This window comes from Rhodobacter sp. NTK016B (assembly GCF_017303295.1).
Classification (GTDB): Bacteria; Pseudomonadota; Alphaproteobacteria; order Rhodobacterales; family Rhodobacteraceae; genus Pararhodobacter.
The window spans coordinates 1-24,685 of the sequence record NZ_JAFKOK010000017.1 but is presented as its reverse complement, the minus strand read 5'-3'; the positions used below and the strand labels follow the sequence as shown (position 1 = coordinate 24,685).

Sequence of the window (24,685 nt, the reverse complement as noted above, 5' to 3'; positions counted from 1 at the left end):
TCCTCACAATCCCAGCCGCGCCCAGAGCGCCGCTTCCTCGATACCGCCCAGCGCATCCTGCGCCAGCGACAGCCCCACGCGCGACAACAGCCGCTTGCGCGGCCCGAAGACGCGGAACCGGGTTTTCTCGCCGTAGCGCGCCTTCAGCACCGGGGTGGCATGGCCGATGGCATCGGCAAGGCCCAGCCGCACCGCCTGATCGCCCAGCCAGAAGCGCCCGTCGAACAGGTCGGTTTCGGTGTTCAGCTTCGCGCCGCGCCGGGCCTTCACATGGTCGATGAACACGCCGTGCATCTGTTCGAGCAGGTCATTGAGCCGCGCGACATCGTCGGGGTTTTCCGGCTGGAACGGATCAAGCTGGCTTTTCGAGCGCCCGGCGGTGTGCACCCGCCGTTCGACGCCGATCCGGCCAATCGCCTGATCCAGCCCGAAGCTGGCGGCGATCACGCCGATGGACCCCACGATCGAGGCCGCGTCGCAGGTGATGTCGTCGGCCGCCGAGGCGATCCAGTAGCCGCCCGATGCTGCCGCATCCTCGACAAAGGCGTGGACCGGCACGCCGGTCTCGTCGCTCAGCCGCCGGATTCGGGCGCCGATCAGCGCCGATTGCACCGGCGAGCCGCCGGGCGAATTGATCAGCAGCCCGACCGCGCGCGGCTTGCCGGTCTTGAAGGCGCGTTGCAACAGCGGGCCGACACTTTCGTCAGACAGCCGTCCCCGACCCCCTGCCGCGATCATGCCTTGTAGGCGAACGAGATTTACCCGCGGCGGACGCTGCATCAGGCGCGCGGGCAGGGAGAGGGCGTATTTCATGCCCTCCGATGTAGGGGCGGGGCCCCGGACCAGCAAGGGCTGCCGTCGCGCGGGGCGGGGAATTTTCCATTCCGCCGCCGCGCCGGGCGGTCAATCTTCGCTGTCGGTTTTGCGGGCATTCTTCGCGCGCATGAGCAGCCCGTAGACCCGGCGCGCATCGGCGATCCGCTCGAAACCCTTATAGGTTGTCGTCGTGCGGTTCCGGCGTCGGCGCCCTCCCACACCGCCCGGACTGCCGGGTACGACGCCCGGAGCCGGCACGCTGCGATGCGACGTGGTTGTCGTGTAGCTCGTGGTTTCGCGGCGCAGCCAGATGGTGCCGGGATTGCCCTCGACCAGCGACAGGGCGTTCAGGTCTTCAAGACCGTGCCGCTCGAGCTTGCGCTTGCCGCGCAGGTCGGTGGCGATAAAGGCCGCGCGGTCGGTCAGCGTGTACCATGTGTTGCGCCGGATATGGGCGTCCCAGATCGGCGCGCCGATCATCATGTAGAGCCCGATCAGCACGAAGGGCACGCCGAAAAGCGGGAAGAAATCGAACCCGTCGCCCGGATTCATCCAGCGCGCAGCGCTGATCCACAAAACCGCGAAGCCGGTAAAGAAGAGCGCGAAGAATAGCCGGAAGCCGAAGAAATCTCCGACCCGCAGCCTTGGGTCGGGGCGGCCCTGCCACAGGATCTGCTCGCCCTCGTCCAGGATGCCTTCCCAGCCCGCCGGTATCTTGTTCATCAATCGTCTCACTTGAAATCGCCGGAAATATCGCGCGACGGTGCCGCGTTCCTCGGGGGCGATCAAGCGCAAAGCGCGGCTTGCTCAGCCGTTCACGGCCTTTCGATGCGGCGCCATCAGCGCGTAGACCGTTTCGGCTTCGGCGATGCGACGAAACCCCACGCGCTGGTATTCGGTATGCTGGCGGTTGGCGGCGCCCTGACCCGAGCGGGTGGTGTAGGTGAAACGCTCCTGCGCGAACCAGACATTGCCGGGCCGCCCCCGCGCGCCTTTCTCAAGCGCGATTCCGCGCATGTCGTCGGTGCCGTATCGGCGCAGCATGCGGCGACCGAAGACCTCGATCGCAACGAAAGCCGCGCGGTCGGTCAGCGTGTACCACGTCCCCCTCCGGATCCACGCATCCAGAACCAGCCGCCCGATTGCGAAATAGAGCGCGCCCAGCCAGACGAGCGCCGTTGTGATCCAGATCGTGACGCTCAGCCCGGCCTGCAGCCAACCCGCCGAGAAGGGCGGCAGGATCGACGGCGCGGCGCCGAGGAACATCGTCACGATGCCCAGAACGAACAGCCCGATCCTTGACTGCGCCTGCCCGATATCGCGCCAGATGATCCCGGTGCCGGGGCGTCCCTGCCACAGGATCCGTTCGCCGGTTTCGAGAAGGCTTTCCCAGCCGGGGGGCGGGTTCGTCATCGGCTACCTGCATCAGATCGGGCGCCCAGCTTCGCGCGGGGCCGGGGGGCGATCAAGTCAGCCCGGCGATCTGCCCGCGCTTGATCGCCAGAAGGTGATCATGGACCAGCTTGGCATCCTCGCCGATCCGCTCGAACCCGATATCCAGATCCTGACTGCGCCCGCCGCGACGGACCCGCATCCGGGCGAAGGTGACGCTGTCCCACGCGGTGCCGATGGGCGAATCGGGCGAAATCGGGAAACTGCGCACGGCGACCCGGCCGTTACGGTCGGATTGCGCGACGATGGCGCGGCGGGTGGTCAGGGCATAGCGCGTGTTGCGCCGCCGATAGGCATCGCGCAGATGCATCCACGGCCCGAGGAAGAACGCCATCAGCCCGAAGAACACCACGCCCGGCAGGACGGCCAGCGCGACGAGCTGCGGCAGCAGCAGCAAGAACATTCCCACAAGGATCAGCGTGCCGAAGCTGAAGCCTGCGGCCAGAACCGCCTCGACCGCGTGACGCCAGACAAAAACCAGCCGTCCGTCGGGGCGGCCCTGCCACAACAGCGTCTCGCCCGGTTCAAGCCGCGCCTGCCAGCCCGCCTCCGGGCCGTTGTCGAGCGCCGCCGCCGTCACGCCGCGCGCGCGGCACGCAGGTTGCGCGCCAGCAGATCCATCGCCGCCATCCGCACAGCCACGCCCATCTCGACCTGTTCCTGAATGACCGAGCGGTTGATGTCGTCGGCAATCGTGCCGTCGATCTCGACGCCCCGGTTCATCGGGCCGGGATGCATGACGATGGCATCGTCCTTGGCGAAGGCGAGCTTCTCGGCATCGAGACCATAGCGGTGGTAATACTCGCGCTCGGACGGGATGAAGCCGCCATCCATCCGCTCTTTCTGCAGCCGCAGCATCATCACGACATCGGCGCCTTCGAGCCCCTTTTTCATGTCGTCATAAACCTCGCAGCCGAATTCCGCGACGCCCGAGGGCATCAGCGTCGGCGGGCCGATCAGGCGCACGCGGTTCTCCATCTTGCCCAACAAGATCAGGTTCGAGCGCGCGACGCGGCTATGGGCGATATCGCCGCAGATGGCGACGGTCAGGCGATGCAGGCGGCCTTTCTTCCGGCGGATCGTCAGAGCGTCGAGCAGCGCCTGCGTGGGGTGTTCGTGCCGCCCGTCGCCCGCGTTCAGCACCGCGCAATTCACCTTCTGGGCCAGAAGGTCGACGGCGCCGGAATTGGGATGGCGCACGACCAGAAGATCGGGATGCATGGCGTTGAGCGTCAGCGCCGTGTCGATCAGCGTCTCGCCCTTTTTCACCGACGAGGTCTGCATCGACATGTTCATCACGTCCGCGCCCAGCCGCTTTCCGGCCAGTTCGAACGAGGCCTGCGTGCGGGTCGAATTCTCGAAGAACATGTTGATCTGGGTGAGACCGCGCAGCGTGTCGGAATGCTTGTCGCCCGAGCGGTTCTGCTCGACATAGGTCTCGGCCAGATCGAGCATCGTGGTGATCTCGGCCGAGTGAAGCGGCTCGATCCCGAGAAGATGGCGGTGCGTATAGGTCATGGGGGCCTCGCTTTGCGGTCTCGGGACTGGGTCCTCGGGGTATAGAAACCGGCGCGCGCGCGGGCAAGGGGTAAGGGGGGCTGCTCGCCCCCCTCGCGCAGTCGCGCTCACCCCCCGGGATATTTGGGGATTAAAGATGGGGCGGCGGCCCTCAGGCGGTGAGGGCGAGGTCGAAGAGCGCCCGGATGTCCGAGACCGAGGTGCCCGCGACGGTGCGGCCGAGTTCCCGTTCGCCCTTGAGCGCGATGATGGTCGAGCGGCGCGGCACGTTGAAGCGGCGCGAGAGTTCGCTGTCACCGTAATCGTCCCAGTCCACGTGGATCAGCGTGAGGTTCTGGTCATAGGCCGGGTTCTGCGCGCGAAGCTCCTCCATCACGCGCTGCTGGCGCGCGCAGGTCGAACACCATGTGGCGTAGAAATCGAGGATGATCCGGTCGCCGCGCTGCATGGCGTCTTCGGCAAGGCCGGGCGCATAGGGGACGAATTGCGCCTGCGCGCCCAGCGGCATCAGGCTGGCGGCGGCAGTGAGCATCAGGAAATCGCGTCTGAACATGGCAAGGCTCCGGTTTGGGGTCAGATCAGGATGGAGAGGTCGTTGAACCAGTCGGGCAGCGTCTGGATGGCCCAGAATTCAAGGCGTTTGTGCAGGCCGAACCAGAGCGCGGTGCCAATGAGCACGAAGCTGATGCCGATCACCGGCTTGGCGCGGGCCGAGAGGCGGCGCAGCAGGGTGGCGCGGCGCGCGAGCGCCTCGCGCGCACCGTAAGCCAATGCGAGCATGATGGTGGACACGCCCGCCGCGAAGGCCAGCATGATCGCCCCGGCCAGCACGAGATTGTCGCCCGTCGAGGCGAGCGCGATGGCGCCGCCCAGCGTAGGGCCGATACAGGGCGACCAGACCGCCCCCAGAAGCGCGCCGCCCAGCGCCATATTCCAGGGCCGGGCGTGGTCAAGCTGCGCGAAACCCGCATCGGCGCGGGCGGCGAACCCGGTCGTGGCCGAGGCGAAGCGGGTATTGAGCGCGGGCACCAGAAGGACGAGCCCGAAGCCGATCATCGCCAGCGCGGCGGCGGCCTCGACGCTTTCGGGGCGCAGGCCCAGCGCGGGGCCGAGCCGGGCGAGCGCGAGGCCGAGAAGGACGAAGCTGGCCGACATGCCCGCCATCAGGAAAAGCGGGCCGCGGCGATCCCCGGCCCCGGCGGAGGCCAACACGATCGGCAGGACCGGCAGGACGCAGGGATTGAGCAGCGTAAGGACGCCTGCGAGATAGCCGAGAAGGATGTCCATCGGGCGCTCCGCTTGGGACGGGTTTCCCTGCGATACGGATGCGCGCGCCCGTTCGTTGCCGCGCGGCGATGACAAATGCGTGAGCGGGCGTCTAAAGCGCCTTCTGGCGCGACGCCGCCAGCGCGCCGAGCAGAAGGAGCGCTGCAGCGGCCAGCAGGCTGGGGCCGATGCTGCCGGTCCGGTCGCCCAGCCAGCCCGCTGCATAGGGCCCGACGGTCTGGGCCACGGCGAAGATCACCGTAAAAAGGCTGATAGCAGAGCCCCAGCTTTCTGCGGGCAGGTTCTGGCGTGTGAAATTGGTGATCGCGGGCGGCGCCATGAAGACGCTCAACCCGAAGATCGTGGCCGAGACGACCAGACCGGCCACCCCCGGCCAGAGCACCGGCAGCGCCGAACCCGCCGCGATCGCGCAGAGCACCAGTGCCAGCGGGCGCCCTGAGGCGTGGCGGGCGAAGATCCCGCGCCACAAGAGCGGCGAGAGGGTGATGCAGCCGCCCAGCAGAATCCAGACCAGCGCGACCTGCAGCGTGCCCGCCGCCTGTTCGCGCATCCATGACGACAGGAAGGTCAGATAGACGATATAGCCCAGCCCGAACCCGGCATAGCCGACGAATTGTGCCGTCATCGCCGCCAGCGGCAGGGGCGGGGCGTCAGCCTTGCGGCGCGGGACGACAGGCGCGCGCCACGCCGCCCACAAGCCCAGCGGCAGGCAGGCAAGGCTCAAGCCCCCCACGATCAGCCATGCCCAGGGCCAGGCGGCGTCGCCCCAGCCGCTGAGCATCGCGGGCAGCGTGGCGCCGCACAGAACGATGGCCGAGCCCCCGCCTGAGCCGAACAGGATGCCGATCCCCAAGGCGTTACGGCGCGGATCCTCGGCCCAGAGCCGGGCGGCCAGTGCCCCGGCGGTCGAAAAGGACAACGCGCCGAACAGGCCGGTCAGGAAACGCCACAGGCTTTGCCACCACAGGGCGGGCACGAGGCCCGTCGCCACCAGCGACAAAGCCGTCACCGCCAGACCGATTGCGAACAGCCGGGCCGGGGCCATGCGGCGTAGCGCCAGCATCGTGCCCACCGCCCCGGCGATATAGCCCAGCGCATTCGCGGTGTTGAGCCAGCCTGCCTGCGCATAGCTCCAGTCCAGATCGGCACGCATCGCGGGCAGGATCAGGCCATAGGCAAAGCGCCCGAACCCGTTCGTGACCAGCACGCCCAGCGACAGGCCGGTCAGAACCAGCCACGGATTGGCCTCGCGGCGCGTCATTCGGGGTCCTCCACGATGTTTGCCGGTCGCACGGTGGTCGCACGGTGGTCGCCCAGTGACACCCGGCGGGGGCAGGGCGGCATGGTGGCGCGCCGCCCTTGCGTCAACAACCCCGCTTGGCCCCGCCCGCGCTTGCAATCACGCCACGTCACGGATAGCAGAAGTCTCGAATTCTGGAGGCCGTCGTCATGCAAGACCTGCGCGAAACCTATCTTGCCCGTATCTCGGGCGCTGCCGATCAGGCGGCGCTGGAAGAGGTACGCCTCGCCGCGCTTGGCAAGAAGGGCGAGATCAGCCTGAAGATGCGCGAACTGGGCCAGATGTCGCCCGAAGAGCGTCAGACCGTGGGCAAGGCGCTCAACGAATTGCGCAACGAGCTGGACACCGCCCTGCGCGCGAAGAAGGCGGCGCTGGAAGACGCGGCGCTCGACGAGCGGCTCAAGGCTGAATGGCTGGATGTGACGCTGCCCGCCCGCCACCGTGCGCGCGGCACGATCCACCCGGTCAGTCAGGTGACCGAAGAGGTCACGGCGATCTTCGCCGATATGGGTTTTCGCGTCGCCGAAGGGCCGCAGATCGAGACCGACTGGTACAATTTCGACGCGCTCAATATCGCGCCCGAACACCCCGCGCGGCAAGAGCATGATACCTTCTTCATGCACCGGGCCGAGGGTGACGATCGTCCGCCGCACGTGCTGCGCACGCATACCTCGCCGGTGCAGATCCGCGCGATGCAGGATCAGGGCGCGCCGATCCGCGTGATCGCGCCGGGCCGGGTCTACCGGATGGATATGGACCTGACGCATACGCCGATGTTCCATCAGGTCGAAGGTATGGCTATCGGCGAGGATATCTCGATGGCCAACCTGAAATGGGTGCTCGAGGAATTCTTCACCGCCTTCTTCGGCACCAAGGTCCGCACGCGCTTCCGCGCCTCGCACTTCCCCTTCACCGAACCCTCGGCCGAGGTCGATATCCAGTGTTCGTGGGAAGGCGGCCAGCTGCGCGTGGGCGAAGGCGATGGCTGGCTCGAAGTGCTGGGCTCGGGGATGATGCATCCCAAGGTGCTGCAAGCGGGCGGGATCGACCCGGACAAATGGCAGGGCTTTGCCTTCGGCATGGGCATCGACCGCATGGCGATGCTGAAATACGGCATCCCCGATCTGCGCGCGTTCTTTGAAAGCGACCTGCGCTGGCTGCGCCATTACGGCTTCGGCGCGCTGGAAGCGCCGAGCGTGCACGCGGGCTGAAAGGCGCGCCGCCGGTGGTCACCCATGTTGTCTTCGACATCGGCAATGTACTGATCGAATTCGACCCGGTGGCCGCTTTCGCGCCCGAACTCGGCGGGCGCGACAAGGCCGACGCTTTCCTGTCGCGCATCGACTTCGCGAGCCGGAATCTGCGCGGCGATGCCGGAACGCCCTTTGCCGAGCTTGCGGCGGAGCTGGACGATGCCGCCGACAGCGCCCTGCTGGCGCGCTATCCCACGCTGTTTCCCCGCGCCATCGCCCGGCAGATCGATGGGAGCTTCGCCCTGATCGACCTGTTGCGGGCACAGGGTCACCCGATCCACGCGATCACCAATTTCTCCGCCGAGACATGGCCTGAGGCCCTGCGCCTGCATCCCCGGCTGGGGCAGGTTTTCGACGTGACGCTGGTTTCGGGGCAAATGCGGATCATCAAACCCGACCGCCGGATTTTCGAAGCGCTGACCGACAGAACCGGCGCCCGGCCCGGGGATTGCCTGTTTATCGACGACAGCGCCCCGAACATCGCCGGTGCCCGGGCCGCCGGCTGGCGCACGCATCTGTTCGACGGGCCCGCGCGGCTGGAGCGGGCCTTGGTGGCCGAGGGGCTGCTGTAAGCAGGGTGTGCCTGCGGTATACGGCATGGGGGCTCTGCCCCCTCGCGCTGCGCGCTCACCCCCCGGGATATTTAGGGATTAAAGATGCGCGGTTAACGCCGTCTTAACGCCCCATCTTTGTTCTCCAAATATCCACCGAAGGGGGGCCGGGGAAGGGGCGTGCCTCTCCCCCGGGCGGGGGTGCGGGGGCCGCCGCCCCCGCTCACGCGGCAGCGTCACGCAAATCGGCCAGAAGCGCGGAGGCGCTCAGGTTTCGGCCGGTTCGTGCGGCCTCGATCACCAGCGCGGTCAGCCGGGCATTGACCGGCGCGGTCCGGCTCAGCCTTTCGGCCAGCCGCGCGACCGCGCCGTTCAGGGCTTCGAGTTCGGGCGCGCGGCCCGCGCTCAGGTCGTCGGCCATGGACGAGCGGGCGAGCGGATCGATGGCCAGCATCCGTCCCGCCACTGTCCGGAACAGAGCATCGGGCAGCCGCAGCACGCGCGGGATCCATGGTGCGGGCAGGGGCGAGAGGCGGGCGAGGGGCTGACCGGCCTCGCGACACAGCGACAGGAATTCCTCTTGCGCCAGCGCAAGGCAGCGACGGTAATCGCGCTGTTCGAGTTGAGCCCGCAGTGGCAGGCCCGACAGCGCGTTGATCGCGTTGTTGAGGTTGAGCATCAGTTTGGCCCAGAGAACGGGCGCCATGTCGGCATGGATTAGCAGCGGCAGGCCGGCGGCGGTGAAGGCCGCCTGCACCGCGTCGGGCACCGGCCCGCTATGCAGCGTGCCCTCGGTCCCGCGGTGGAGCGTGCCGTTTTCCTGCCAGGCGACGTTGAAGGGAACCATACCGGGGACGACCGAATGTTCCAGAACGCGGGCCAGCGTGGCGGCATTGTCGATACCGTTCTGCAGGCTGATGATCGTGGTGCCGGGCGTCATGTACGGTTTCAGCGCCGCAGCGGTTTGGGTGTCGCGGCTTTTCACGCAGACGAGCACTAGGTCAGCGCCGCTGACGCCTTCGGCCCCGGTGGCAAGCCGCAGGGGGCCGGTTTCGACCCGCCCGCCTTGGTAATCGCTCAGCACCAGACCGCGCGACACGAGCGGGGCTATCCTTTCACGACCGATCAGCGTTACCTCGGCACCGCCCGCAGCCAGCATGCCGCCGACAAAGCACCCGATGGCGCCCGCGCCGAATACCGCGATTTTCATGGCTCTTCCCTTTGTTTCTTCCACTGGCAGCGCTGGAGGAAAGCGCCTATATGCCCCGGCATGACCACCACAACCCAGAGCCTCACTTTCCGCAAGATGCACGGAGCCGGCAACGACTTCGTGATCCTCGATTCGCGCGGGCGCGCCCGGGTGACGACGCCTAAACTGGCAGCGGCGCTGGGCGACCGGCATCGGGGCGTGGGGTTCGATCAGCTGGCCGAGCTGCGCGATGCCGACGATGCCGATCTGGTGCTCGATTTCTGGAACAGCGACGGGACCATGGCGGGGGCCTGCGGGAATGCCACGCGCTGTGTGGCGTGGCTGGTGATGCAGCAGCAGGAGCGCGATACCCTGACCATCCGCACCGAGCGCGGATTGTTGCAGGCCGAGCGGCGCAATGGCCGGGTCTGGGTCAATATGGGCGCACCACTGACCGACTGGGACAAGATCCCGCTGAGCGCCCCGCATGACAGCCTGCATCTGCCGCTCGACGGCGATCCTGTCGGCGTCGGCATGGGCAATCCGCATTGCGTCTTCATCGTCAACGACGCCGAGAAGGTCGCGCTGGAAGAGCAGGGCGCGCGGGTCGAGCGCGATCCGCTGTTCCCTGAGCGCACCAATGTCGAATTCGTCAGCCTGCTGGGCGAGGATCACCTGCGCATGCGGGTCTGGGAACGCGGTACGGGTGTGACGCTTGCCTGCGGCTCGGGCGCCTGCGCGGCGGCGGTCGCGGCGGCGCAACGGGGCCTGACCGGACCGCGCGTGGTGCTCGAGCTCGATGGCGGCACGCTCGAGGCCGAGTGGCGCGACGACGGCGTCTGGCTGACCGGGCCGGTCGCGGACGTGTTCGAAGCCGAGCTGACGGCGGATTTTCTGGGCGCGTTATGAGCGGTACCCCCGACATCAAGGCGCCCGTCTTTACCACGCTGGGCTGCCGGCTAAACGCCTACGAGACCGAGGCGATGAAGGATCTCGCACAGGCGGCGGGCGTGGCGAATGCGCATGTCGTCAACACCTGCGCGGTGACCGCCGAGGCGGTGCGCAAGGCGCGGCAGGAGATCCGCCGCATCGCGCGGGAAAATCCCGGCGCGTCGATCATCGTTACCGGCTGCGCCGCGCAGACCGAGCCCGAGACCTTTGCCGGGATGCCCGAAGTCACCCGTGTGATCGGCAACCACGAGAAGATGCAGCCCGAGACCTGGTCGGGCATGGCGCCCGATCTGATCGGCGAGACCGAGCGCGTGCAGGTCGATGACATCCTGTCGGTGCGCGAGACGGCGGGCCATCTGATCGACGGTTTCGGCACCCGCGCGCGGGCCTATGTGCAGGTTCAGAACGGCTGCGACCATCGCTGCACCTTCTGCATCATCCCCTATGGCCGGGGCAATTCACGCTCGGTCCCGGCGGGCGTGGTGGTCGAGCAGATCAAGCGTCTGGTCGGCGCGGGGTACAACGAGGTGGTGCTCACGGGCGTCGATCTGACCTCGTGGGGTGCGGATCTTCCGGCGGAGCCGAAGCTGGGCGATCTGGTGCGGCGCATCCTCAAGCTGGTGCCGGATCTGCAGCGGCTGCGGATCTCTTCCATCGACTCGGTCGAAGCCGATCCCGCGCTGATCGAGGCCATCGCCACCGAGCCGCGCCTGATGCCGCATCTGCACCTGTCCCTGCAGGCGGGCGACGACATGATCCTGAAGCGGATGAAGCGCCGCCATCTGCGCGACGACGCAATCCGCTTTTGCGAGGATATGCGCGCGGCGCGCCCCGACCTGATCTATGGCGCGGACATCATCGCGGGCTTTCCCACGGAAACCGAAGAGATGTTCGCCAATTCGCTGAAACTGGTCGAGGAATGCGGCCTGACGTGGCTGCATGTTTTTCCCTATTCGCCCCGCAAGGGCACGCCTGCTGCGCGGATGCCACAGGTCGCCAAGCCGCTGATCAAGGAACGCGCGGCGCGGCTGCGGGATCTGGGCGCCAGTGTTGCCGCGCGCCATCTGGCGCAACAGGTCGGGCACGATCACCGCGTCCTTCTGGAAAACGCCCGCATGGGCCGGACCGAGCAATTTACCGAGGTCCGGTTCGACAGCGACCAGCCGGTGGGCCAGATCGTGCCCGCACGGATCGTCGGGCATGACGGACAGCAATTGCGCGCGGGCGCGTAAGGCTGGCGACCGCGACCGGGCGCGCTGGGTAATGCGAAAGGAAGGGGGGCTGTCTGCCCCCCTCTTGGCCTGCGGCCAATTCACCCTCTGAGGATATTTCCGGATTAAAGATGCGTGGTTAACCGGGTGTTAACACCCTATCTTTGTTCGTCGAATATCCAAGGAAGGGGCCTGGGGAAGGGCGTGCCCTGCCCCCGAGACCCTCGCGTGGCGGCGTAACGAGGCGCATCAGACCTTTTCCCACGGGACCGAGAACTGGCCCAGAATCTCGGTCAGCTTCGCGTCATCCACCCCAGGCGCGGCTTCGATGCGGGCCACGAGGCCGCGCTTCTTGTCCTCGATCACTTCGGCCACCTTTGCGTCGAGCTTCGCCTCACCGAGCGTCTCGTCGAAGACCCGGGTGATCGCCAGCCGCCGCAGGTCGGGTTTGAAGACCTTGCCGACGGCGGTTTTCGGCAGTTCGGGCAGGATCTCGATGTATTTCGGCACGGCGGCGCGCTCGGGGATGCGGTTGGCGGCATGGTCGGCCAGATCGCGTTCCGTCACGTTCTTGCCGCCCACCAGTTCGACATAGGCGCAGGGCAATTCGCCCGCCTTGGCGTCGGGCTGACCGATGGCGCCGACGAAGGCGACGGAGGGATGGCTGAGCAGCGCCTCTTCGATCATCGCCGGGTCGATATTGTGCCCGCCACGGATGATCAGATCCTTGGCGCGGCCGGTGATCCAAAGATAGCCATCGGGGTCGATCCGCCCCAGATCGCCAGTGCGCAGCCAGCTTCCATCGGCGTAAAGCCCGTCATTCTTGGCTTTCTCGGTATAGGTCGAGCCGGGGATCACGCCGGGATTCGAGATGCAGATCTCGCCGACCTCGTCGGGGCCGCACTCCTTGCTGACCCCGCCATCGGCGTCGTGATGCAGGATGCGCACGCTGCAATAGGGGAAGGGGATGCCGACCGAGCCCACCTTCTTCTCGCCGCTGATCGGGTTGCACGACACAAGGCAGGTGGCCTCGGTCAGGCCGTAGCCTTCGATGATCGACACGCCGGTTGCTTCCTCGAACCGGCGATAGAGTTCGAGCGGTAAGGGCGCCGAGCCTGAAAAGCCGCTTTTCAGGCTGGAGATATTGGCATTGACCGGGCGCTGCATCAGCGCCGAAAGCGCGGTGGGCACGGTGATCACGAAAGTGGCGTTCCAGCGCTCGACCAGCTTCCAGAAATTGTCGAACACCCCGTCACCCCGGTAGCCTTGCGGCGTGGGCATGATCACATGCGCGCCCGCGCAGGTGACCGACATCAGCACCGGGTAGGCGGCGAAGACGTGAAACAGCGGCAGCGGGCAGAGCACCACATCGGTTTCGTCCATCAGCAGCGTCGCGCCGATCCAGCCATTGTACAGAATGCCCGAATGGCGATGCTGGGCGACCTTGGGCAGGCCCGTCGTGCCACCGGTATGGAAATAGGCGCAGACCGGATCGTCCTTGGCCTGATCGAAGGTCAGCCGCTGGGCGGGCTGCTTTTCCAGTTCGCGGAAGAAGCTGAGGACGCGCGCGGTGTGGTGAACCGGGTTCTTGGGCCGGATCAGCGGGATGATCATCTTCTTGAGACCGGTCACGTAGTGGTTGAGATCCACTTCGAGCACGGTTTTCACGCTGGGGGCGTTGCCCACGGCTTCGGCCACTTTCTGCGCCACGTCCGATTTCGGAAAGGCGCGCAGGGTGACCACGACCTTGGCCTTCGTCTCGCGCAGGATGCCCGCGATTTTCTCGGGCTCCATCAGCGGGTTGATCGGGTTGACGATCCCTGCCGTCATCGCGCCGAACAGGGTGATGGCGGTTTCGTTGATCGTCGGCAGCACGAAGGCCACGGTATCATCGGGTCCGACGCCGAGACTGCGAAACAGGTTTGCGGCCTGCGTGACCTTGGCGTGGAACTGCGTCCAGGTCAGGGTTTCGGCATGGGCGCCGTCATCCGAGAAAAGCTGGAACGAGACGGCGTTGCGCCGGCCATGGGTCAGGGCCGTTCGCGTGACCTGATCGTAGACCGTGGCGGGCATGTCGCGGTCGGCCCAGGGCATCTCGGCCTCGATGGCGTTTCGATCCGCAAGGCTTGCGAATTGGCTCGTCATGTTCGTTATCCTCCCAGACGCGTCTGATGCGCGCAATCAATCTTGGCGTGAACGTCAGGGGGATTCAATCGCAACCGGTCGCTGCCGTCGCGTCGCCGGTTCTCAGGTCCGGTGACGGTCGAACAGCGCCACAGTGCGGGCGAGGAAATCGTCGCGAATCTCGGCGCGCTCCATCAGCAATTCGTGCCGGGCGCCGGGATAGTCGACCAGCTCGGCGCCGTGCCAATTGGCCACCCGTGCCCGGATCGCGGCCGGGGCGACGATGCCTTCGTCCCCGCCCAGCCCGAACAGCGCGGGGATCGCGGGCGAAGGCTGGTGCGCAAGGTCTGACATCTCGCGCAGCGCCGCACCCATCCAGCGCAGCGACGGTCCGCCCAGCCCGAAACGCGGCTCGGCGGCGATCTGCGCTTTCATCCGGGCGTATTGCTCGGGATCGGTGGTGAGGGTGTTGCGCTCGAAGGTCTCGGTCGCGATGCCGTAGGTCGGCCCCGTCGTGGGGGCGTATCCGGTATCCAGTCGCAACAGCCGGGCCGCCCCGGCGAGAAGCCCCAGCGCGCGCAATTGTCCCGCCGGGTTCGACAGGCCCAGCATCGGCGCGCTGAAGGCGATAGCAGGCGGGGTCTTGCCGCGCACCAGACCGCGCAGCGCGATGCAGCCGCCCATCGAATGTGCGAGCCATGGCACGCAATCCCCGGCAATGGCGCGGATCGTATCGAGCGCCACATCGAGGTCGCGCTGGAATTCGGCGAAATCACCGACATGGCCCTTCAGCCCGTCGCTGAAGGCGCGGTCGGCCAGTCCCTGACCGCGCCAGTCCAGCGCGAAACTGCCCCAGCCCGCGGCGTGAAGATCCCGCGCCACCAGCCCGTATTTCTCGATATACTCGGTGCGACCGGGCAGGATCAGCACGTGACCCTTGCCGCCCTCGGGCGCGGGCCAGTGGCCCAGCCGGATGCGAATGCCGTCGACCGCCGTCAGAAAGCGCGCATGGCCGCCCGCCGGGCCGCCATCGCCTTCCAGAGGGCGGATTTCAGCCATCGCCGCGTCTCAGCCCAGAACTGACGCGAGCTTCATCGCCTCGCCCATCGAGCCGTCGATCTTCAGCTTGCCCTGCATGAAGGCCATGGTCGGGTTCACGTCGCCTTCCATGATTGCCTGAAACGTCTCGGCCGAGGCGGTCAGCGTGACATCGGTGTCGTCATCCGATTCGCGCACGCCCGCGCCGTCCAGCACGATCGAGCCTTCGTTTTCGATGACGAATTTCGCCGAGCCGTCAAAGCTGTCCACCTTGGCCGAAAGGGCCGCGACGGCCTGGTCGATGATCTCGCTCATTGTGTCTTATCCTGATCGTGATGGGGGAAGGATTGCACGGGCCCGACGACCCCCTCGCTTTTCCGGTCGGGTACGCTATTTTCAGGACTATGGCGCAGGCGAAACGCATCCTCAATCCTGTCGTGGCGGCAACGCTGACGTTAACGTCAATTTTGGCGGCCGCACCGCTTTCGCTGGGGATTTCGGCGGCGATTGCCACCCCGGCCGCAGCGCAGACGAGCGATCTTGCCACGTTGCTCGACGATCTGTCGGACCCGCAACAGGAACGCTGGATGCGAATCGAGCGGCAGATCCTGCGCCAATGGGGGCAGTCGGGTTCGCCCACGATCGATTACCTGTTCCAGCGCGGGCAGGAGGCGCTGCAGGCCGGGCAGGCGGAAACCGCGATCTCGCATTTCAGCGCCGTGATCGACTATGCCCCCGATTTCGCCGAGGCGTGGAACGGTCGTGCCACCGCCTATTTCCTTGCGAATCGGCTGGGCCAGTCGCTGTCGGATATCGAACAGGTGCTGCGGCTCAATCCGCAGCATTTCGGCGCGCTGGCGGGGCTGGGGCAAATCATGGAGCAGTTAAACCGCGATCAGGACGCTCAGCGGGCCTATCGGGCCTCGCTTGCCATTCATCCCCATCAGCAGGGCGTGATCGAAGCGCTGCATCGCCTTGAGCTTGCCTCGGAAGGGCAGGCGCTTTAGCACCGGGCGGGCCGGGGCCGTGCCCGTCAGTGGTCCCCCGTCAGAGACGCCCCGACATAAAGCCCGTGGATCGAGGCAGCAGGCAGATCAATGAACACCAAAAGTCGGGTTACGGCGGTTCTGGGTCCCACCAATACCGGCAAGACCCATTACGCCATCGAGCGGATGCTCAGCCACCGCACGGGCGTCATCGGCCTGCCGCTGCGTCTGCTTGCGCGTGAGGTTTATGACCGCATCGTCGCGCTGCGCGGCCCGTCGGTCGTGGCGCTGGTCACGGGCGAAGAGCGCATCGTGCCTGAGCGCACGCAATACTGGGTCTGCACGACCGAGGCGATGCCGCTCGAAATCGGTGCCGATTTCGTGGCTATCGACGAGATCCAGCTTTGCGCCGATCTGGATCGGGGGCATGTCTTTACCGACCGGCTGCTCAATGCGCGCGGTCTGCACGAGACGCTGTTTCTCGGCTCGGACACGATGCGCGGCGCCATCGCGGCGCTGATCCCGGGCGTGCAATTCGTGCGGCGCGAGCGGATGTCGGTGCTGTCCTATGCCGGATCGAAGAAGATCGCGCGGATGCCCACGCGCTCGGCCATCGTCGCGTTCAGCGTGGAAAACGTCTATGCCATCGCCGAGCTGATCCGCCGTCAGAAGGGCGGCTGCGCCATCGTCATGGGCGCGCTGAGCCCGCGCACGCGCAACGCGCAGGTGGATCTGTATCAGAACGGCGATGTCGATTACCTCGTGGCGACGGACGCGATCGGCATGGGGCTGAACCTCGATATCCGGCACGTGGCCTTTGCCGGCACCTCGAAATTCGATGGCCGCCGGATGCGCCCGCTCAATCCTGACGAACTGGCGCAGATCGCCGGGCGGGCCGGGCGGCACACGGCGGCGGGCACTTTCGGCGTCACCGGTGAGGCGCGGCCACTTCATCCCGAGGTCGTCGAGGCGATCGAGACCCACCAGTTCCTGCCGGTCCGCAAGCTGCAATGGCGCAATGCGCGGCTGGAATTCGGCACCGCCGAGCGGCTGATCGACAGTCTCGAGCGGCCCACGCGCGACGAATGGCTGACCCGCGTGCGCGAATCTGATGACCTGATGGCGCTGAAAAGCCTCAACGCGATGCCCGAGGTCACGTCTCGCTTGCGCAACGCCCGCGACGTGCGTCTGCTCTGGGATGTCTGCCGCATTCCCGATTTCCGCGGGATTTCGCATACCGAGCACACGACTCTCTTGGCGAAGCTCTTCGAGTTCCTGCATGATGGGGGACGTATTCCCACCGACTGGCTGGCGCGGGCGATTGCCCGGATCGACCGGACGCAGGGCGATATCGATACTTTGTCGCGACGGCTGGCCTTTATCCGCACTTGGACTTATGTCGCGCAACGGGCCGGTTGGGTGGATGACGAAAGCCATTGGCGCGGGGAAACTCGCGCTGTAGAAGACCGCCTGTCAGACGCGCTGCATGCGAGGCTGACCGCAGCATTTGTTGACCGGCGCACAAGCGTGTTGATGCGCCGGTTGAACCAGAAGGAGAGCCTTGTGGCCGAGGTGAACGACAAGGGTGAAGTGACGGTGGACGGGGAACTCCTCGGCCGTCTCGAAGGGTTCCGCTTCCGTCAGGACAAGACCGCCTCGGCGGATGAAGCGCGGACCCTGCGGCAGGCCGCAGTGGCGGCGCTGGCGCCCGCGTTCAACCTGCGCGCAGACAAGTTCTATAACGCCCCCGATACAGAGATGGATTTCACCGAGCAGGGTGGCCTGATGTGGGGTTCGGAAGCGGTCGGCAAACTGGTCGCCGGCGCCGATGCGCTGCGTCCGCAGGTGCAGGCTTTCGTCGATGACGAAGCCGGTCCCGACGTGGCCGAGAAAGTGCGCCGCCGCCTGCAGCATTTCATCGACCGCAAGATCGCGGCCCAGTTCGAGCCGCTTGTGAACCTGCAGCGCGACGAAACGCTGACCGGCCTGCCGCGCGGCTTTGCCTTCCGTCTGGTCGAAGCGCTGGGCGTGATTCCGCGCGAAGGCGTCGCAGACGAGGTGAAGACGCTCGATCAGGAAGCCCGTGGCGCGCTGCGCAAGCATGGCGTTCGGTTCGGCCAGTTCACCATCTTCCTGCCCGCCTTGCTGAAACCCGCGCCGACTCGTCTGCGGCTGGTGCTGTGGTCGCTGACCGAGGGGCTTGAGACCTTCCCCGAAAGCCCGCCGCCGGGTCTGGTGACGATCCCCAACCTGCCCGAGGTTCCCGCGCAGCATTACACGCTGTCGGGCTACCGCCCCGCCGGGTTGCGCGCGATCCGCATCGACATGCTCGAGCGTCTGGCCGATCTGGTGCGCACCAAGGATGCGCGCGCCGGGTTCGAGGCCACGCCCGACATGCTGTCGATCACCGGCATGACGCTTGAGCAATTCGCCGATCTGATGCAGGGCCTCGGCTATGCCGCCGAGAAGGGCGAACGCGCGAAAACGCGTCCGCAACCCAGCGCCGAAGCGACCGCCGAGGATATCGCCGCCAAGGCCCGCAGCGAGGCCGAAGCGGCCCGCATCGCGGCGCAGGACGGTGACGAGGCGCCGGAAGCGGCAGCCGACGCTGCCGAAGCGCCCGCCGAGCCGGTGGTCGAAGCCCCGGCGGAAACGGCTCCGGAAACGCCTGCGGAGGAACCCGCCGTTGCGGCTGATGCCGAGGCTGCGCCTGATGCCGATGCCGAGGCCGTGGATGAGACGGAAGTGTTCTACACCTTCCGCTGGTCCCCGCGTCCGCGCAACAATCGCGGCGACGGTCCGCGTCGGAGCGGTGCCCGCCGCGAGCCGGGCACCGAGCAGGGCGCGCGCGACAAGGGCGACCGTCCGCGCCGCGAAGGCGGCAAGGGTGGCAAGTCCGACGGCCCGCGCGGTGATCGTCCCAAGGGCGGCCCGAAAGGTGGCAAGGGCAAGCCGGGCGACAAGCGCGGCCAGCAGCCCCGCAGCTTCTCGTCGGGCCCTGAGCGCAAACGCGACCGGATCGACCCGGACAACCCCTTCGCCGCCGCGCTGATGGGACTCAAGGACAAGAAGTGACCAACGACGCGACCGGCCCCGATAACACGCCTTCGCTGGGCGAGGGGCCGATCCGTCTGGACAAATGGCTCTGGCATGCGCGGTTCTTCAAATCGCGCAGCCTTGCCGCCGCCGCTGTCGGCGGGCCGATGCGGCTGAACGGTCAGCCGGTCTCGAAACCCTCGACCGCCGTTAAACCAAGCGATGTGCTGACCTTTGTTCAGGGCCGGCAGGTCCGCGTGGTCCGTGTGCTGGCTCCTGGCCAGCGGCGCGGCCCCGCGCCCGAGGCGCAGGCGCTCTACGACGATCTGTCGCCCCCGCCGGAACCCCGCCCTGCCGAGGCGGGCAAGCCGCAGGCCGAAGCGGGCGGGCGCCCGACCGGCAAGGCGCGCCGTCAGCTTGATGCATTCCGCGATCAGCCGGATTGACGGCATGACCGAGCCCGTCGATCTCTACGTCTCGTTTCGCAGTCCGTTCAGCGCGTTGGCGATGCCTGATTATCGCGCTCTTGCGCGGGATCTCGATATCGCCATCCGATTGCGTCCTGTCCTGCCGCTGGCCGTGCGCAAGGCGGATTTCTTCCGCCCCGAGAACCGCCCGTGGGTCGAGCATGTGCGCATGGATGCGCTGCGCCGGGCCGAGATGCTGGGCCGCGTGCTGATCATGCCCGACCCTGACCCGATCGTTATCGACCACGCCACCATGCAGGTCGCGGCCGAGCAGCCGCATATCCATCGCCTCACCCGGCTCGGCATCGAAGCCGAGCGGCGGGGCAGGGGGCTCGATTTCGCGGTCGAGGTGCTGGGCCTGATCTTCAGCGGTACGCCCGACTGGAACCGGGGCGAGCATCTGGAGCGGGCCGCGCAGCGTGCCGGGCTCGACCTGACTGCGATGGAGGCCGCTCTGATCGGGGGCGACCACGATGCCGACATCGCCGCCAACCAGCAGGCGCTGGTCGCGTCGGGCCATTGGGGGGTGCCCACCGGCGTGGTCCGCGGCGAGCCGTTCTTCGGTCAGGACCGGGTGGACACGTTGCGCTGGCGGCTTGGCACGCTGGGGATCGGCCCCCGCCCGGGGCCCTGATCGCGGCCCCGGCGTGACCCCCGTGCGCCAGATCGCCCGAAGCCGCCCGTGGCGTCTTGATTGATCCCGGCAACGGGGTTAAGTCCGCCACGGAAGCAACCGCGAGACCCGCCATGACCTATGTCGTGATCGACAACTGCATCGCCTGCAAATTCACTGATTGTGTCGAGGTCTGCCCCGTCGACTGCTTCTACGAGGGTGAAAACTTCCTCGCGATCCATCCCGACGAATGCATCGATTGCGGTGTTTGCGAACCGGAATGCCCGGCGGATGCGATCCGCCCGGATACCGAGCCGGGGCTGGAAAGCTGGGTCGAGCTGAACCGCAAATACGCCGAGATCTGGCCCGTCATCACCCAGCGCCGCGAGCCTCTGCCCAATGCGCAGGACCGTGACGGCGAGCCTGACAAGCTGAACAAGTATTTCTCGGAAGCCCCGGGCGAGGGCAGCTGAGCGCGCCGCCCCGGCGGCGCCGCAACGGAAGGTTGGCCCATAGGCCGGCCAGAGGGCGAAAAGACGCCGTTGGCGCAAACATTCACGTTGCAGTGCAGCGTGGAATCGGATTCCGTGCTTTGATTCGGGGCCGATTCGTGTTACAAGATTGCTACAACAATGATCTGTCCGGCATCCGCAGTGCTGCTCGCCTGTGCGATGTTTTTTTTGGCTCCGAGATTTGATCCGACGGGACGCTTCGGCACCCGTGGGTGTTCTTGACGCCGGAGTTCGGGCACAACTCGAGGAAGCTGAAGAATGAGCAAAACCCGTAAGTCCGACTTCCGCCCTAACGAATTCGTGGTCTACCCGGCGCATGGCGTCGGCCAGATCGTGTCGATCGAAGAGCGTGAAATCGCCGGGATGCAGCTCGAGCTTTTCGTCATCTCGTTCGAAAAGGACAAGATGACCCTGCGCGTTCCCACCGAAAAGGCGACTGCTGTCGGTATGCGCTCGCTCTCGACCCCTGACGTGGTGGCCAAGGCGCTCGCCACGCTCAAGGGCAAGGCCCGCGTGAAGCGCGCCATGTGGTCGCGCCGCGCGCAGGAATACGAACAGAAGATCAACTCGGGCGATCTGCTGGCCATCGCCGAAGTGGTGCGCGACCTGCACCGCACCGACGACCAGCGGGAACAATCGTATTCCGAGCGTCAGCTCTATGAGGCCGCGCTCGAGCGTCTGACGCGCGAAGTCGCTGCCGTCTCGGGCATCGACGAAGCCGGTGCCGCCAAGCAGGTCGACGATGTCCTCGTCGCCCGCGCGGCCTGATCCAGACTGAAATTCCAAGCGTTGAAACCCCGGGCTCAGGTCCGGGGTTTCGCGTTATGGTTGTCCAAATTCTGCCGAAATCGCCTGCCATGGCGGGGACATGGAACGTATCATGGAACGTATCAGTGTCTCGACCGGTGGTCTTTTCGATGTCTCGCACCCGCTTCTGGACGGGTTCTGGATCAGTCTTGGGCATTCGCTGATCCTGCTGGGCGGGATCGTGCTGGTCATGTCCTTTCTGATCTCGGCGCTGAAGCGATGGATCGGGCGGCGTAGGCGCGGTGAAAGACGCGGCCGGAAGCAGAAAGCCCCGGCGGGCCTGTCCGAGTTTGCGCCCGGCAACTTCACCGTTCGAGCGTTGCTCAATCAGACCGAACGCCGCCTGCACCGCGACCTTGCCGATCTTGTGCCGGTCCTGTTCGATCCCGGCGCGCGGCTCCTGTCTCAGGTCAGCCTGAGCAGCTTTCTGTATGCGCGCGAAAAGCGGGACTGGTACACCATTTCAGCGAAGTACGCGGATTTCGTGGTTACCAGCATCAGTTTCGAGCCGCTTTGCGTGATCGAGTATCAGGGCGGCGGTCATTTCGGGACCGATCAAGGCGCGGCGCGGGATGCGCGGCGGCGCGACTGGGAAAAGCGGCGTGCCTTGCGGCTGGCGAACGTGCCGCTGATTGAGGTGCCCGCACGCTATGACCGTCAGATGCTGGCCGATCTTCTGAGCGACGTCACCGGGCGGCGCCTGCAGTCCGTAGAGTGCCGCGTTCCCGTGGATCGCCCGGACTTGCCAGCCGAGGCCTGACTGCTTTATAGCCAAGCGCAATCCCCAAGTCCCCGACACGAAGACGAAGACCCGGAGCGTATCATGGCAGGCCATTCCAAATGGGCCAACATCCAGCATCGCAAGGGCCGGCAGGATGCCGCCCGTTCGAAGCTGTTCTCGAAATTCTCGAAAGAGATCACTGTCGCTGCGAAGATGGGCGACCCCGACCCCGACAAGAACCCGCGCCTGCGGCTGGCGATCAAGGAAGCCAAGTCGCAGTCGATGCCCAAGGACAATATCGAACGCGCGATCAAGAAAGCGATCGGCGGCGATGGCGATGCCTATGAGGAAATCCGCTACGAAGGCTACGGCCCCAATGGCGTCGCGGTGATCGTCGAGGCGATGACCGACAACCGCAACCGCACCGCGTCGAACGTGCGTTCGACCTTCACCAAGAACGGCGGCAATCTGGGCGAGACCGGCTCGGTCGGCTTCATGTTCGACCGTATGGGGCAGATCATCTATCCGGCCTCGGTGGGCGATGCGGACACGGTGATGGAAGCCGCCATCGAAGCCGGGGCCGAGGATGTCGAAAGCAGCGAAGATGGCCATGTCATCTGGTGCGCCTTCGAGGATGTGAACGAGGTCTCGACCGCGCTGGAAACCACGCTGGGCGAATCGGACTCGACCAAGCTGGTCTGGAAACCGCAGACCACGACCGAGCTCGATCTCGACGGCATGCAGAAGCTGATGAAGCTGATCGACGCGCTGGAAGACGATGATGATGTCCAGAACGTCACGGCGAATTTCGAAGCCTCGGACGAGGTGATGGAACAGCTCTGAGCGCAGTCTTTGCGTCGGTGTGGCGGAAGGGGGGCCCGGCCCCCCTCTTTGCCTTGCGGCAAATTCACCCCCGGAGTATTTCCGGCAGACTGAAACGCAGCGCGGTTATGGGCCGATCCGGTAGCGCGTCGCGGGGCCGCTGCCCTCGACCCGGAAGCCGGGAAGCGCTTTCTTCGCCCAGGCCCGCCAGCCGGCCGAGCCCTTGGGCACGGTGTGACCTGCCGCCTGCATCGCGCGGGCGAAGACCTGCGGCGTGACCGGGCCCTTGGCCAGCGCGGCGCGCGCGGTGGCTTCGGGCGCGGGTTTGGGCTTTGGCGCCGCGCTTTTGGATGGCTTTGACGCCTTGGGGAGCGGCAGGACATGCACCTGCGTGAAGCTCGCCCGTAAGAGGCCCGACGCGGCAGGGCCGATCAGCCCCAGAACCGGGAAGCCGCGCGCCGTCAGCGCCTGTACCATCGGCGTGAAATCGCCGTCATTGCTGGCCAGCGCAAAGCCGTCGACGCTGCCGGAAAAGGCCAGCTCCATCGCCTCGACCGTCAACAGCATATCGGTCAGGTTGCGGCCGCTGCCCGCATGAACCGCGCGGTAGCCCGGTTTTTCCAGCCACGTGCCGATATTGCGCGCATCTCCGTAGACCCGCGCCACCGTCACCGGACCCAGCGCGGCGGCGGCCTCGTGGCATGTCGCGGCCTGCCCGGGCGAGACATTCTCGCCATCGACCAGCAGGGCCACGGCGCGGCAACGGGTGAGCGGGGCGGCAAACGGGCTGGTCTGGTTCATGCGGGGCTCAACAGGGTAAAGGAACAGGGTTTTTCAACCCTGGCGGGCGCGCGTGGCGAAAGTGAGGCGGTTCGTTGCGAAGGGGCGGGTTGACCCCACCCGCCGATCTCCGCAGTTATGGCACATCACCATTTCGGAGCATCGGATGCAAACGCGCAAACTCGGATCCTCGGGGATCACCCTTTCGGCCATCGGCTACGGCGCCATGTCCTTCTCGGATTTCTACGGCCCCACCAGCGAAGAGGCCTCGCACGCGATCCTCGACACGATGCGCGCGCGCGGCGTGACCCATCTCGACACCGCCAATGTCTATGGCGCGGGACGGTCCGAACGCTGGATCGGCAGCTATCTGGCCAAGAACAAGGGCGCGCGCGACGACTTCGTCATCGCCACCAAGGCCTCGATCACGCAAGATGCCGACGGCAAACGCCTGCTGCGCAACGATGCCGAGCATCTCGAGAGCGAACTCGAGAAGAGCCTCGAGAAACTGGGCGTCGATCATGTCGACCTGTTCTACATCCACCGCCGTGAAGCCGGGCGCCCGGTAGAAGAGGTCGCCGAAACGCTCGACCGGCTGCGCAAATCGGGCAAGACCCGCGCTGTGGGGTTCTCGGAAATCGCGCCCGCCACGCTGCGGCGCGCGGCGGCGGTCACACGGATCGACGCGGTGCAGTCGGAATACTCGCTGCAGACCCGCTCGCCCGAACTGGGTCTGGTGCAGGCCTGCGCCGAACTGGGCACGGCGCTGGTCGCGTTCTCGCCGGTCGGGCGCGGTCTTCTGACCGATGCGCCGATCCCGCTCGAGCGTCTCAAGGACATTCCCTTCCTCAAGGGCAATCCGCGCTTCTGGCCTGACAATTATCCTGCCAACCTGAAGATCACAGACGCGTTCAGGGCTCTGGCGGCGGAAAAGGGCGAACCGGCGGCGGCCATCGCCAATGCCTGGCTTCTGGCGCAGGGCGGGCATGTGCTGCCCATCCCCGGCACCCGCTCGGTCCAGCATTTCGAAGAATGCCTGCGCGGCGCCGAGATCACCCTCACGCCCGAGGATCTCGCCCGCATTGAGACGGTTCTGCCGGTCGGCTGGGCGCATGGCGACCGCTACAGCGTCGATCAATGGGTCGGCCCCGAGCGGTATTGCTGATCGCCCCCGCGCCCCCGCGACGCGCGCATCTTTAATCCCGAAATATCCTCGGGGGGTGAATTGGCCGCAGGCCAAGAGGGGGGCAG

26 protein-coding genes are annotated in these 24,685 nt (G+C 66.5%); 13 read left to right on the top strand and 13 right to left on the bottom strand.

What is annotated here, in order from left to right; genetic code table 11:
- Positions 1 to 3: 3 nt before the first annotated feature.
- From JI664_RS20005 to JI664_RS19970, 8 genes are all read right to left on the bottom strand, one after another.
- Positions 4 to 813: a S49 family peptidase gene (locus JI664_RS20005; protein ID WP_207015551.1), complete on the bottom strand. Its 810-nt coding sequence runs from the start codon at positions 811 to 813 to the stop codon at positions 4 to 6.
- 90 nt (positions 814 to 903) lie between these two features.
- Entirely contained in the window at positions 904 to 1,539 is a 636-nt protein-coding gene (locus JI664_RS20000) for a hypothetical protein (protein ID WP_207015550.1), read from the bottom strand.
- 84 nt (positions 1,540 to 1,623) lie between these two features.
- Positions 1,624 to 2,229, bottom strand: a complete 606-nt coding sequence (locus JI664_RS19995; protein WP_207015549.1) for a hypothetical protein — start codon at positions 2,227 to 2,229, stop codon at positions 1,624 to 1,626.
- Between the two features lie 52 nt (positions 2,230 to 2,281).
- Complete coding sequence (locus tag JI664_RS19990) at positions 2,282 to 2,848, bottom strand: hypothetical protein (RefSeq protein ID WP_207015548.1); 567 nt, start codon at positions 2,846 to 2,848, stop codon at positions 2,282 to 2,284.
- A complete protein-coding gene (locus tag JI664_RS19985; protein ID WP_207015547.1) occupies positions 2,845 to 3,786 on the bottom strand; it encodes an aspartate carbamoyltransferase catalytic subunit in 942 nt (313 codons plus the stop codon). The genes JI664_RS19990 and JI664_RS19985 overlap by 4 nt, the downstream gene beginning before the upstream one ends.
- Positions 3,787 to 3,937: 151 nt before the next feature.
- Positions 3,938 to 4,339: a thioredoxin family protein gene (locus JI664_RS19980; protein ID WP_207015546.1), complete on the bottom strand. Its 402-nt coding sequence runs from the start codon at positions 4,337 to 4,339 to the stop codon at positions 3,938 to 3,940.
- Between the two features lie 20 nt (positions 4,340 to 4,359).
- Complete coding sequence (locus JI664_RS19975) at positions 4,360 to 5,277, bottom strand: cytochrome c biogenesis CcdA family protein (protein ID WP_207015545.1); 918 nt, start codon at positions 5,275 to 5,277, stop codon at positions 4,360 to 4,362.
- Positions 5,165 to 6,334, bottom strand: a complete 1,170-nt coding sequence (locus tag JI664_RS19970) for a YbfB/YjiJ family MFS transporter (protein WP_207015544.1) — start codon at positions 6,332 to 6,334, stop codon at positions 5,165 to 5,167. Before JI664_RS19970 ends, JI664_RS19975 begins: the two co-directional genes overlap by 113 nt.
- A gap of 188 nt (positions 6,335 to 6,522) precedes the next feature.
- Here JI664_RS19970 and pheS point away from each other — a divergent pair, with 188 nt between their 5' ends.
- A complete protein-coding gene (pheS, locus tag JI664_RS19965; RefSeq protein WP_207015543.1) occupies positions 6,523 to 7,584 on the top strand; it encodes a phenylalanine--tRNA ligase subunit alpha in 1,062 nt (353 codons plus the stop codon).
- A 14-nt stretch (positions 7,585 to 7,598) separates the two neighbouring features.
- Positions 7,599 to 8,198, top strand: a complete 600-nt coding sequence (locus JI664_RS24190; RefSeq protein ID WP_207015542.1) for an HAD family hydrolase — start codon at positions 7,599 to 7,601, stop codon at positions 8,196 to 8,198.
- A 202-nt stretch (positions 8,199 to 8,400) separates the two neighbouring features.
- Here the strand turns inward: JI664_RS24190 and JI664_RS19955 are convergent, their stop codons facing one another.
- On the bottom strand, positions 8,401 to 9,387 hold the full coding sequence (locus JI664_RS19955) for a 2-dehydropantoate 2-reductase (protein WP_207015541.1): 987 nt from the start codon (positions 9,385 to 9,387) through the stop codon (positions 8,401 to 8,403).
- A gap of 60 nt (positions 9,388 to 9,447) precedes the next feature.
- Here JI664_RS19955 and dapF point away from each other — a divergent pair, with 60 nt between their 5' ends.
- Together dapF and mtaB are read left to right on the top strand one after the other, a co-directional pair.
- Positions 9,448 to 10,275: a diaminopimelate epimerase gene (gene dapF, locus JI664_RS19950; RefSeq protein ID WP_207015540.1), complete on the top strand. Its 828-nt coding sequence runs from the start codon at positions 9,448 to 9,450 to the stop codon at positions 10,273 to 10,275.
- 14 nt (positions 10,276 to 10,289) lie between these two features.
- The gene (gene mtaB / locus JI664_RS19945) at positions 10,290 to 11,549 is read left to right on the top strand and encodes a tRNA (N(6)-L-threonylcarbamoyladenosine(37)-C(2))-methylthiotransferase MtaB (protein WP_207015646.1); all 1,260 of its coding nucleotides are present in this window, start codon (positions 10,290 to 10,292) and stop codon (positions 11,547 to 11,549) included.
- 228 nt (positions 11,550 to 11,777) lie between these two features.
- On the opposite strand, the gene JI664_RS19940 is transcribed toward mtaB, so the two are convergent.
- From JI664_RS19940 to JI664_RS19930, 3 genes are all read right to left on the bottom strand, one after another.
- Entirely contained in the window at positions 11,778 to 13,673 is a 1,896-nt protein-coding gene (locus JI664_RS19940; RefSeq protein WP_207015539.1) for an acyl-CoA synthetase, read from the bottom strand.
- A 102-nt stretch (positions 13,674 to 13,775) separates the two neighbouring features.
- Complete coding sequence (locus JI664_RS19935; RefSeq protein WP_207015538.1) at positions 13,776 to 14,711, bottom strand: alpha/beta fold hydrolase; 936 nt, start codon at positions 14,709 to 14,711, stop codon at positions 13,776 to 13,778.
- 9 nt (positions 14,712 to 14,720) lie between these two features.
- Complete coding sequence (locus JI664_RS19930; protein WP_109535172.1) at positions 14,721 to 15,005, bottom strand: SCP2 sterol-binding domain-containing protein; 285 nt, start codon at positions 15,003 to 15,005, stop codon at positions 14,721 to 14,723.
- An 89-nt stretch (positions 15,006 to 15,094) separates the two neighbouring features.
- On the opposite strand from JI664_RS19930, the gene JI664_RS19925 reads away from it, so the two are divergent.
- The 8 genes from JI664_RS19925 (at position 15,095) to JI664_RS19890 (ending at position 22,675) form a co-directional block, all read left to right on the top strand.
- Entirely contained in the window at positions 15,095 to 15,697 is a 603-nt protein-coding gene (locus JI664_RS19925) for a tetratricopeptide repeat protein (protein ID WP_286174204.1), read from the top strand.
- Positions 15,698 to 15,787: 90 nt separating this feature from the next.
- The gene (locus JI664_RS19920) at positions 15,788 to 18,751 is read left to right on the top strand and encodes a helicase-related protein (RefSeq protein ID WP_207015537.1); all 2,964 of its coding nucleotides are present in this window, start codon (positions 15,788 to 15,790) and stop codon (positions 18,749 to 18,751) included.
- Complete coding sequence (locus tag JI664_RS19915; RefSeq protein WP_349768752.1) at positions 18,748 to 19,158, top strand: RNA-binding S4 domain-containing protein; 411 nt, start codon at positions 18,748 to 18,750, stop codon at positions 19,156 to 19,158. Before JI664_RS19920 ends, JI664_RS19915 begins: the two co-directional genes overlap by 4 nt.
- A gap of 4 nt (positions 19,159 to 19,162) precedes the next feature.
- A complete protein-coding gene (locus JI664_RS19910; protein WP_207015536.1) occupies positions 19,163 to 19,813 on the top strand; it encodes a 2-hydroxychromene-2-carboxylate isomerase in 651 nt (216 codons plus the stop codon).
- 113 nt (positions 19,814 to 19,926) lie between these two features.
- Positions 19,927 to 20,265, top strand: a complete 339-nt coding sequence (gene fdxA / locus JI664_RS19905) for a ferredoxin FdxA (protein WP_207015535.1) — start codon at positions 19,927 to 19,929, stop codon at positions 20,263 to 20,265.
- A gap of 297 nt (positions 20,266 to 20,562) precedes the next feature.
- Entirely contained in the window at positions 20,563 to 21,072 is a 510-nt protein-coding gene (locus JI664_RS19900) for a CarD family transcriptional regulator (protein ID WP_109535176.1), read from the top strand.
- A gap of 112 nt (positions 21,073 to 21,184) precedes the next feature.
- A complete protein-coding gene (locus JI664_RS19895; RefSeq protein WP_207015534.1) occupies positions 21,185 to 21,871 on the top strand; it encodes a DUF2726 domain-containing protein in 687 nt (228 codons plus the stop codon).
- Positions 21,872 to 21,934: 63 nt separating this feature from the next.
- Positions 21,935 to 22,675 carry a YebC/PmpR family DNA-binding transcriptional regulator gene (locus JI664_RS19890; RefSeq protein ID WP_207015533.1) on the top strand — a complete coding sequence of 247 codons (741 nt, stop codon included), beginning with the start codon at positions 21,935 to 21,937 and terminating at the stop codon, positions 22,673 to 22,675.
- 105 nt (positions 22,676 to 22,780) lie between these two features.
- Here JI664_RS19890 and JI664_RS19885 read toward each other — a convergent pair whose 3' ends face one another.
- The gene (locus JI664_RS19885; RefSeq protein ID WP_207015532.1) at positions 22,781 to 23,455 is read right to left on the bottom strand and encodes an NYN domain-containing protein; all 675 of its coding nucleotides are present in this window, start codon (positions 23,453 to 23,455) and stop codon (positions 22,781 to 22,783) included.
- Between the two features lie 145 nt (positions 23,456 to 23,600).
- On the opposite strand from JI664_RS19885, the gene JI664_RS19880 reads away from it, so the two are divergent.
- Positions 23,601 to 24,599, top strand: a complete 999-nt coding sequence (locus JI664_RS19880; RefSeq protein WP_207015531.1) for an aldo/keto reductase — start codon at positions 23,601 to 23,603, stop codon at positions 24,597 to 24,599.
- Positions 24,600 to 24,685 lie beyond the last annotated feature (86 nt).

Coding starts and splice junctions, on each gene's coding strand:
- JI664_RS20000 (WP_207015550.1), bottom strand. CDS start 1,539: ATGAACAAGATACCGGCGGGCTGGGAAGGCATCCTGGACGAGGGCGAG.
- JI664_RS19925 (WP_286174204.1), top strand. CDS start 15,095: ATGGCGCAGGCGAAACGCATCCTCAATCCTGTCGTGGCGGCAACGCTG.
- JI664_RS19955 (WP_207015541.1), bottom strand. CDS start 9,387: ATGAAAATCGCGGTATTCGGCGCGGGCGCCATCGGGTGCTTTGTCGGC.
- pheS (WP_207015543.1), top strand. CDS start 6,523: ATGCAAGACCTGCGCGAAACCTATCTTGCCCGTATCTCGGGCGCTGCC.
- JI664_RS19880 (WP_207015531.1), top strand. CDS start 23,601: ATGCAAACGCGCAAACTCGGATCCTCGGGGATCACCCTTTCGGCCATC.
- JI664_RS19885 (WP_207015532.1), bottom strand. CDS start 23,455: ATGAACCAGACCAGCCCGTTTGCCGCCCCGCTCACCCGTTGCCGCGCC.
- JI664_RS19895 (WP_207015534.1), top strand. CDS start 21,185: ATGGAACGTATCAGTGTCTCGACCGGTGGTCTTTTCGATGTCTCGCAC.
- JI664_RS19975 (WP_207015545.1), bottom strand. CDS start 5,277: ATGCAGCGGGCTGGCTGGGCGACCGGACCGGCAGCATCGGCCCCAGCC.
- JI664_RS19980 (WP_207015546.1), bottom strand. CDS start 4,339: ATGTTCAGACGCGATTTCCTGATGCTCACTGCCGCCGCCAGCCTGATG.
- JI664_RS19940 (WP_207015539.1), bottom strand. CDS start 13,673: ATGACGAGCCAATTCGCAAGCCTTGCGGATCGAAACGCCATCGAGGCC.
- JI664_RS19985 (WP_207015547.1), bottom strand. CDS start 3,786: ATGACCTATACGCACCGCCATCTTCTCGGGATCGAGCCGCTTCACTCG.
- JI664_RS19920 (WP_207015537.1), top strand. CDS start 15,788: ATGAACACCAAAAGTCGGGTTACGGCGGTTCTGGGTCCCACCAATACC.
- JI664_RS20005 (WP_207015551.1), bottom strand. CDS start 813: ATGAAATACGCCCTCTCCCTGCCCGCGCGCCTGATGCAGCGTCCGCCG.
- JI664_RS19930 (WP_109535172.1), bottom strand. CDS start 15,005: ATGAGCGAGATCATCGACCAGGCCGTCGCGGCCCTTTCGGCCAAGGTG.
- JI664_RS19970 (WP_207015544.1), bottom strand. CDS start 6,334: ATGACGCGCCGCGAGGCCAATCCGTGGCTGGTTCTGACCGGCCTGTCG.
- JI664_RS19910 (WP_207015536.1), top strand. CDS start 19,163: ATGACCGAGCCCGTCGATCTCTACGTCTCGTTTCGCAGTCCGTTCAGC.
- JI664_RS19900 (WP_109535176.1), top strand. CDS start 20,563: ATGAGCAAAACCCGTAAGTCCGACTTCCGCCCTAACGAATTCGTGGTC.
- JI664_RS19935 (WP_207015538.1), bottom strand. CDS start 14,711: ATGGCTGAAATCCGCCCTCTGGAAGGCGATGGCGGCCCGGCGGGCGGC.
- dapF (WP_207015540.1), top strand. CDS start 9,448: ATGACCACCACAACCCAGAGCCTCACTTTCCGCAAGATGCACGGAGCC.
- JI664_RS19995 (WP_207015549.1), bottom strand. CDS start 2,229: ATGACGAACCCGCCCCCCGGCTGGGAAAGCCTTCTCGAAACCGGCGAA.
- JI664_RS19890 (WP_207015533.1), top strand. CDS start 21,935: ATGGCAGGCCATTCCAAATGGGCCAACATCCAGCATCGCAAGGGCCGG.
- fdxA (WP_207015535.1), top strand. CDS start 19,927: ATGACCTATGTCGTGATCGACAACTGCATCGCCTGCAAATTCACTGAT.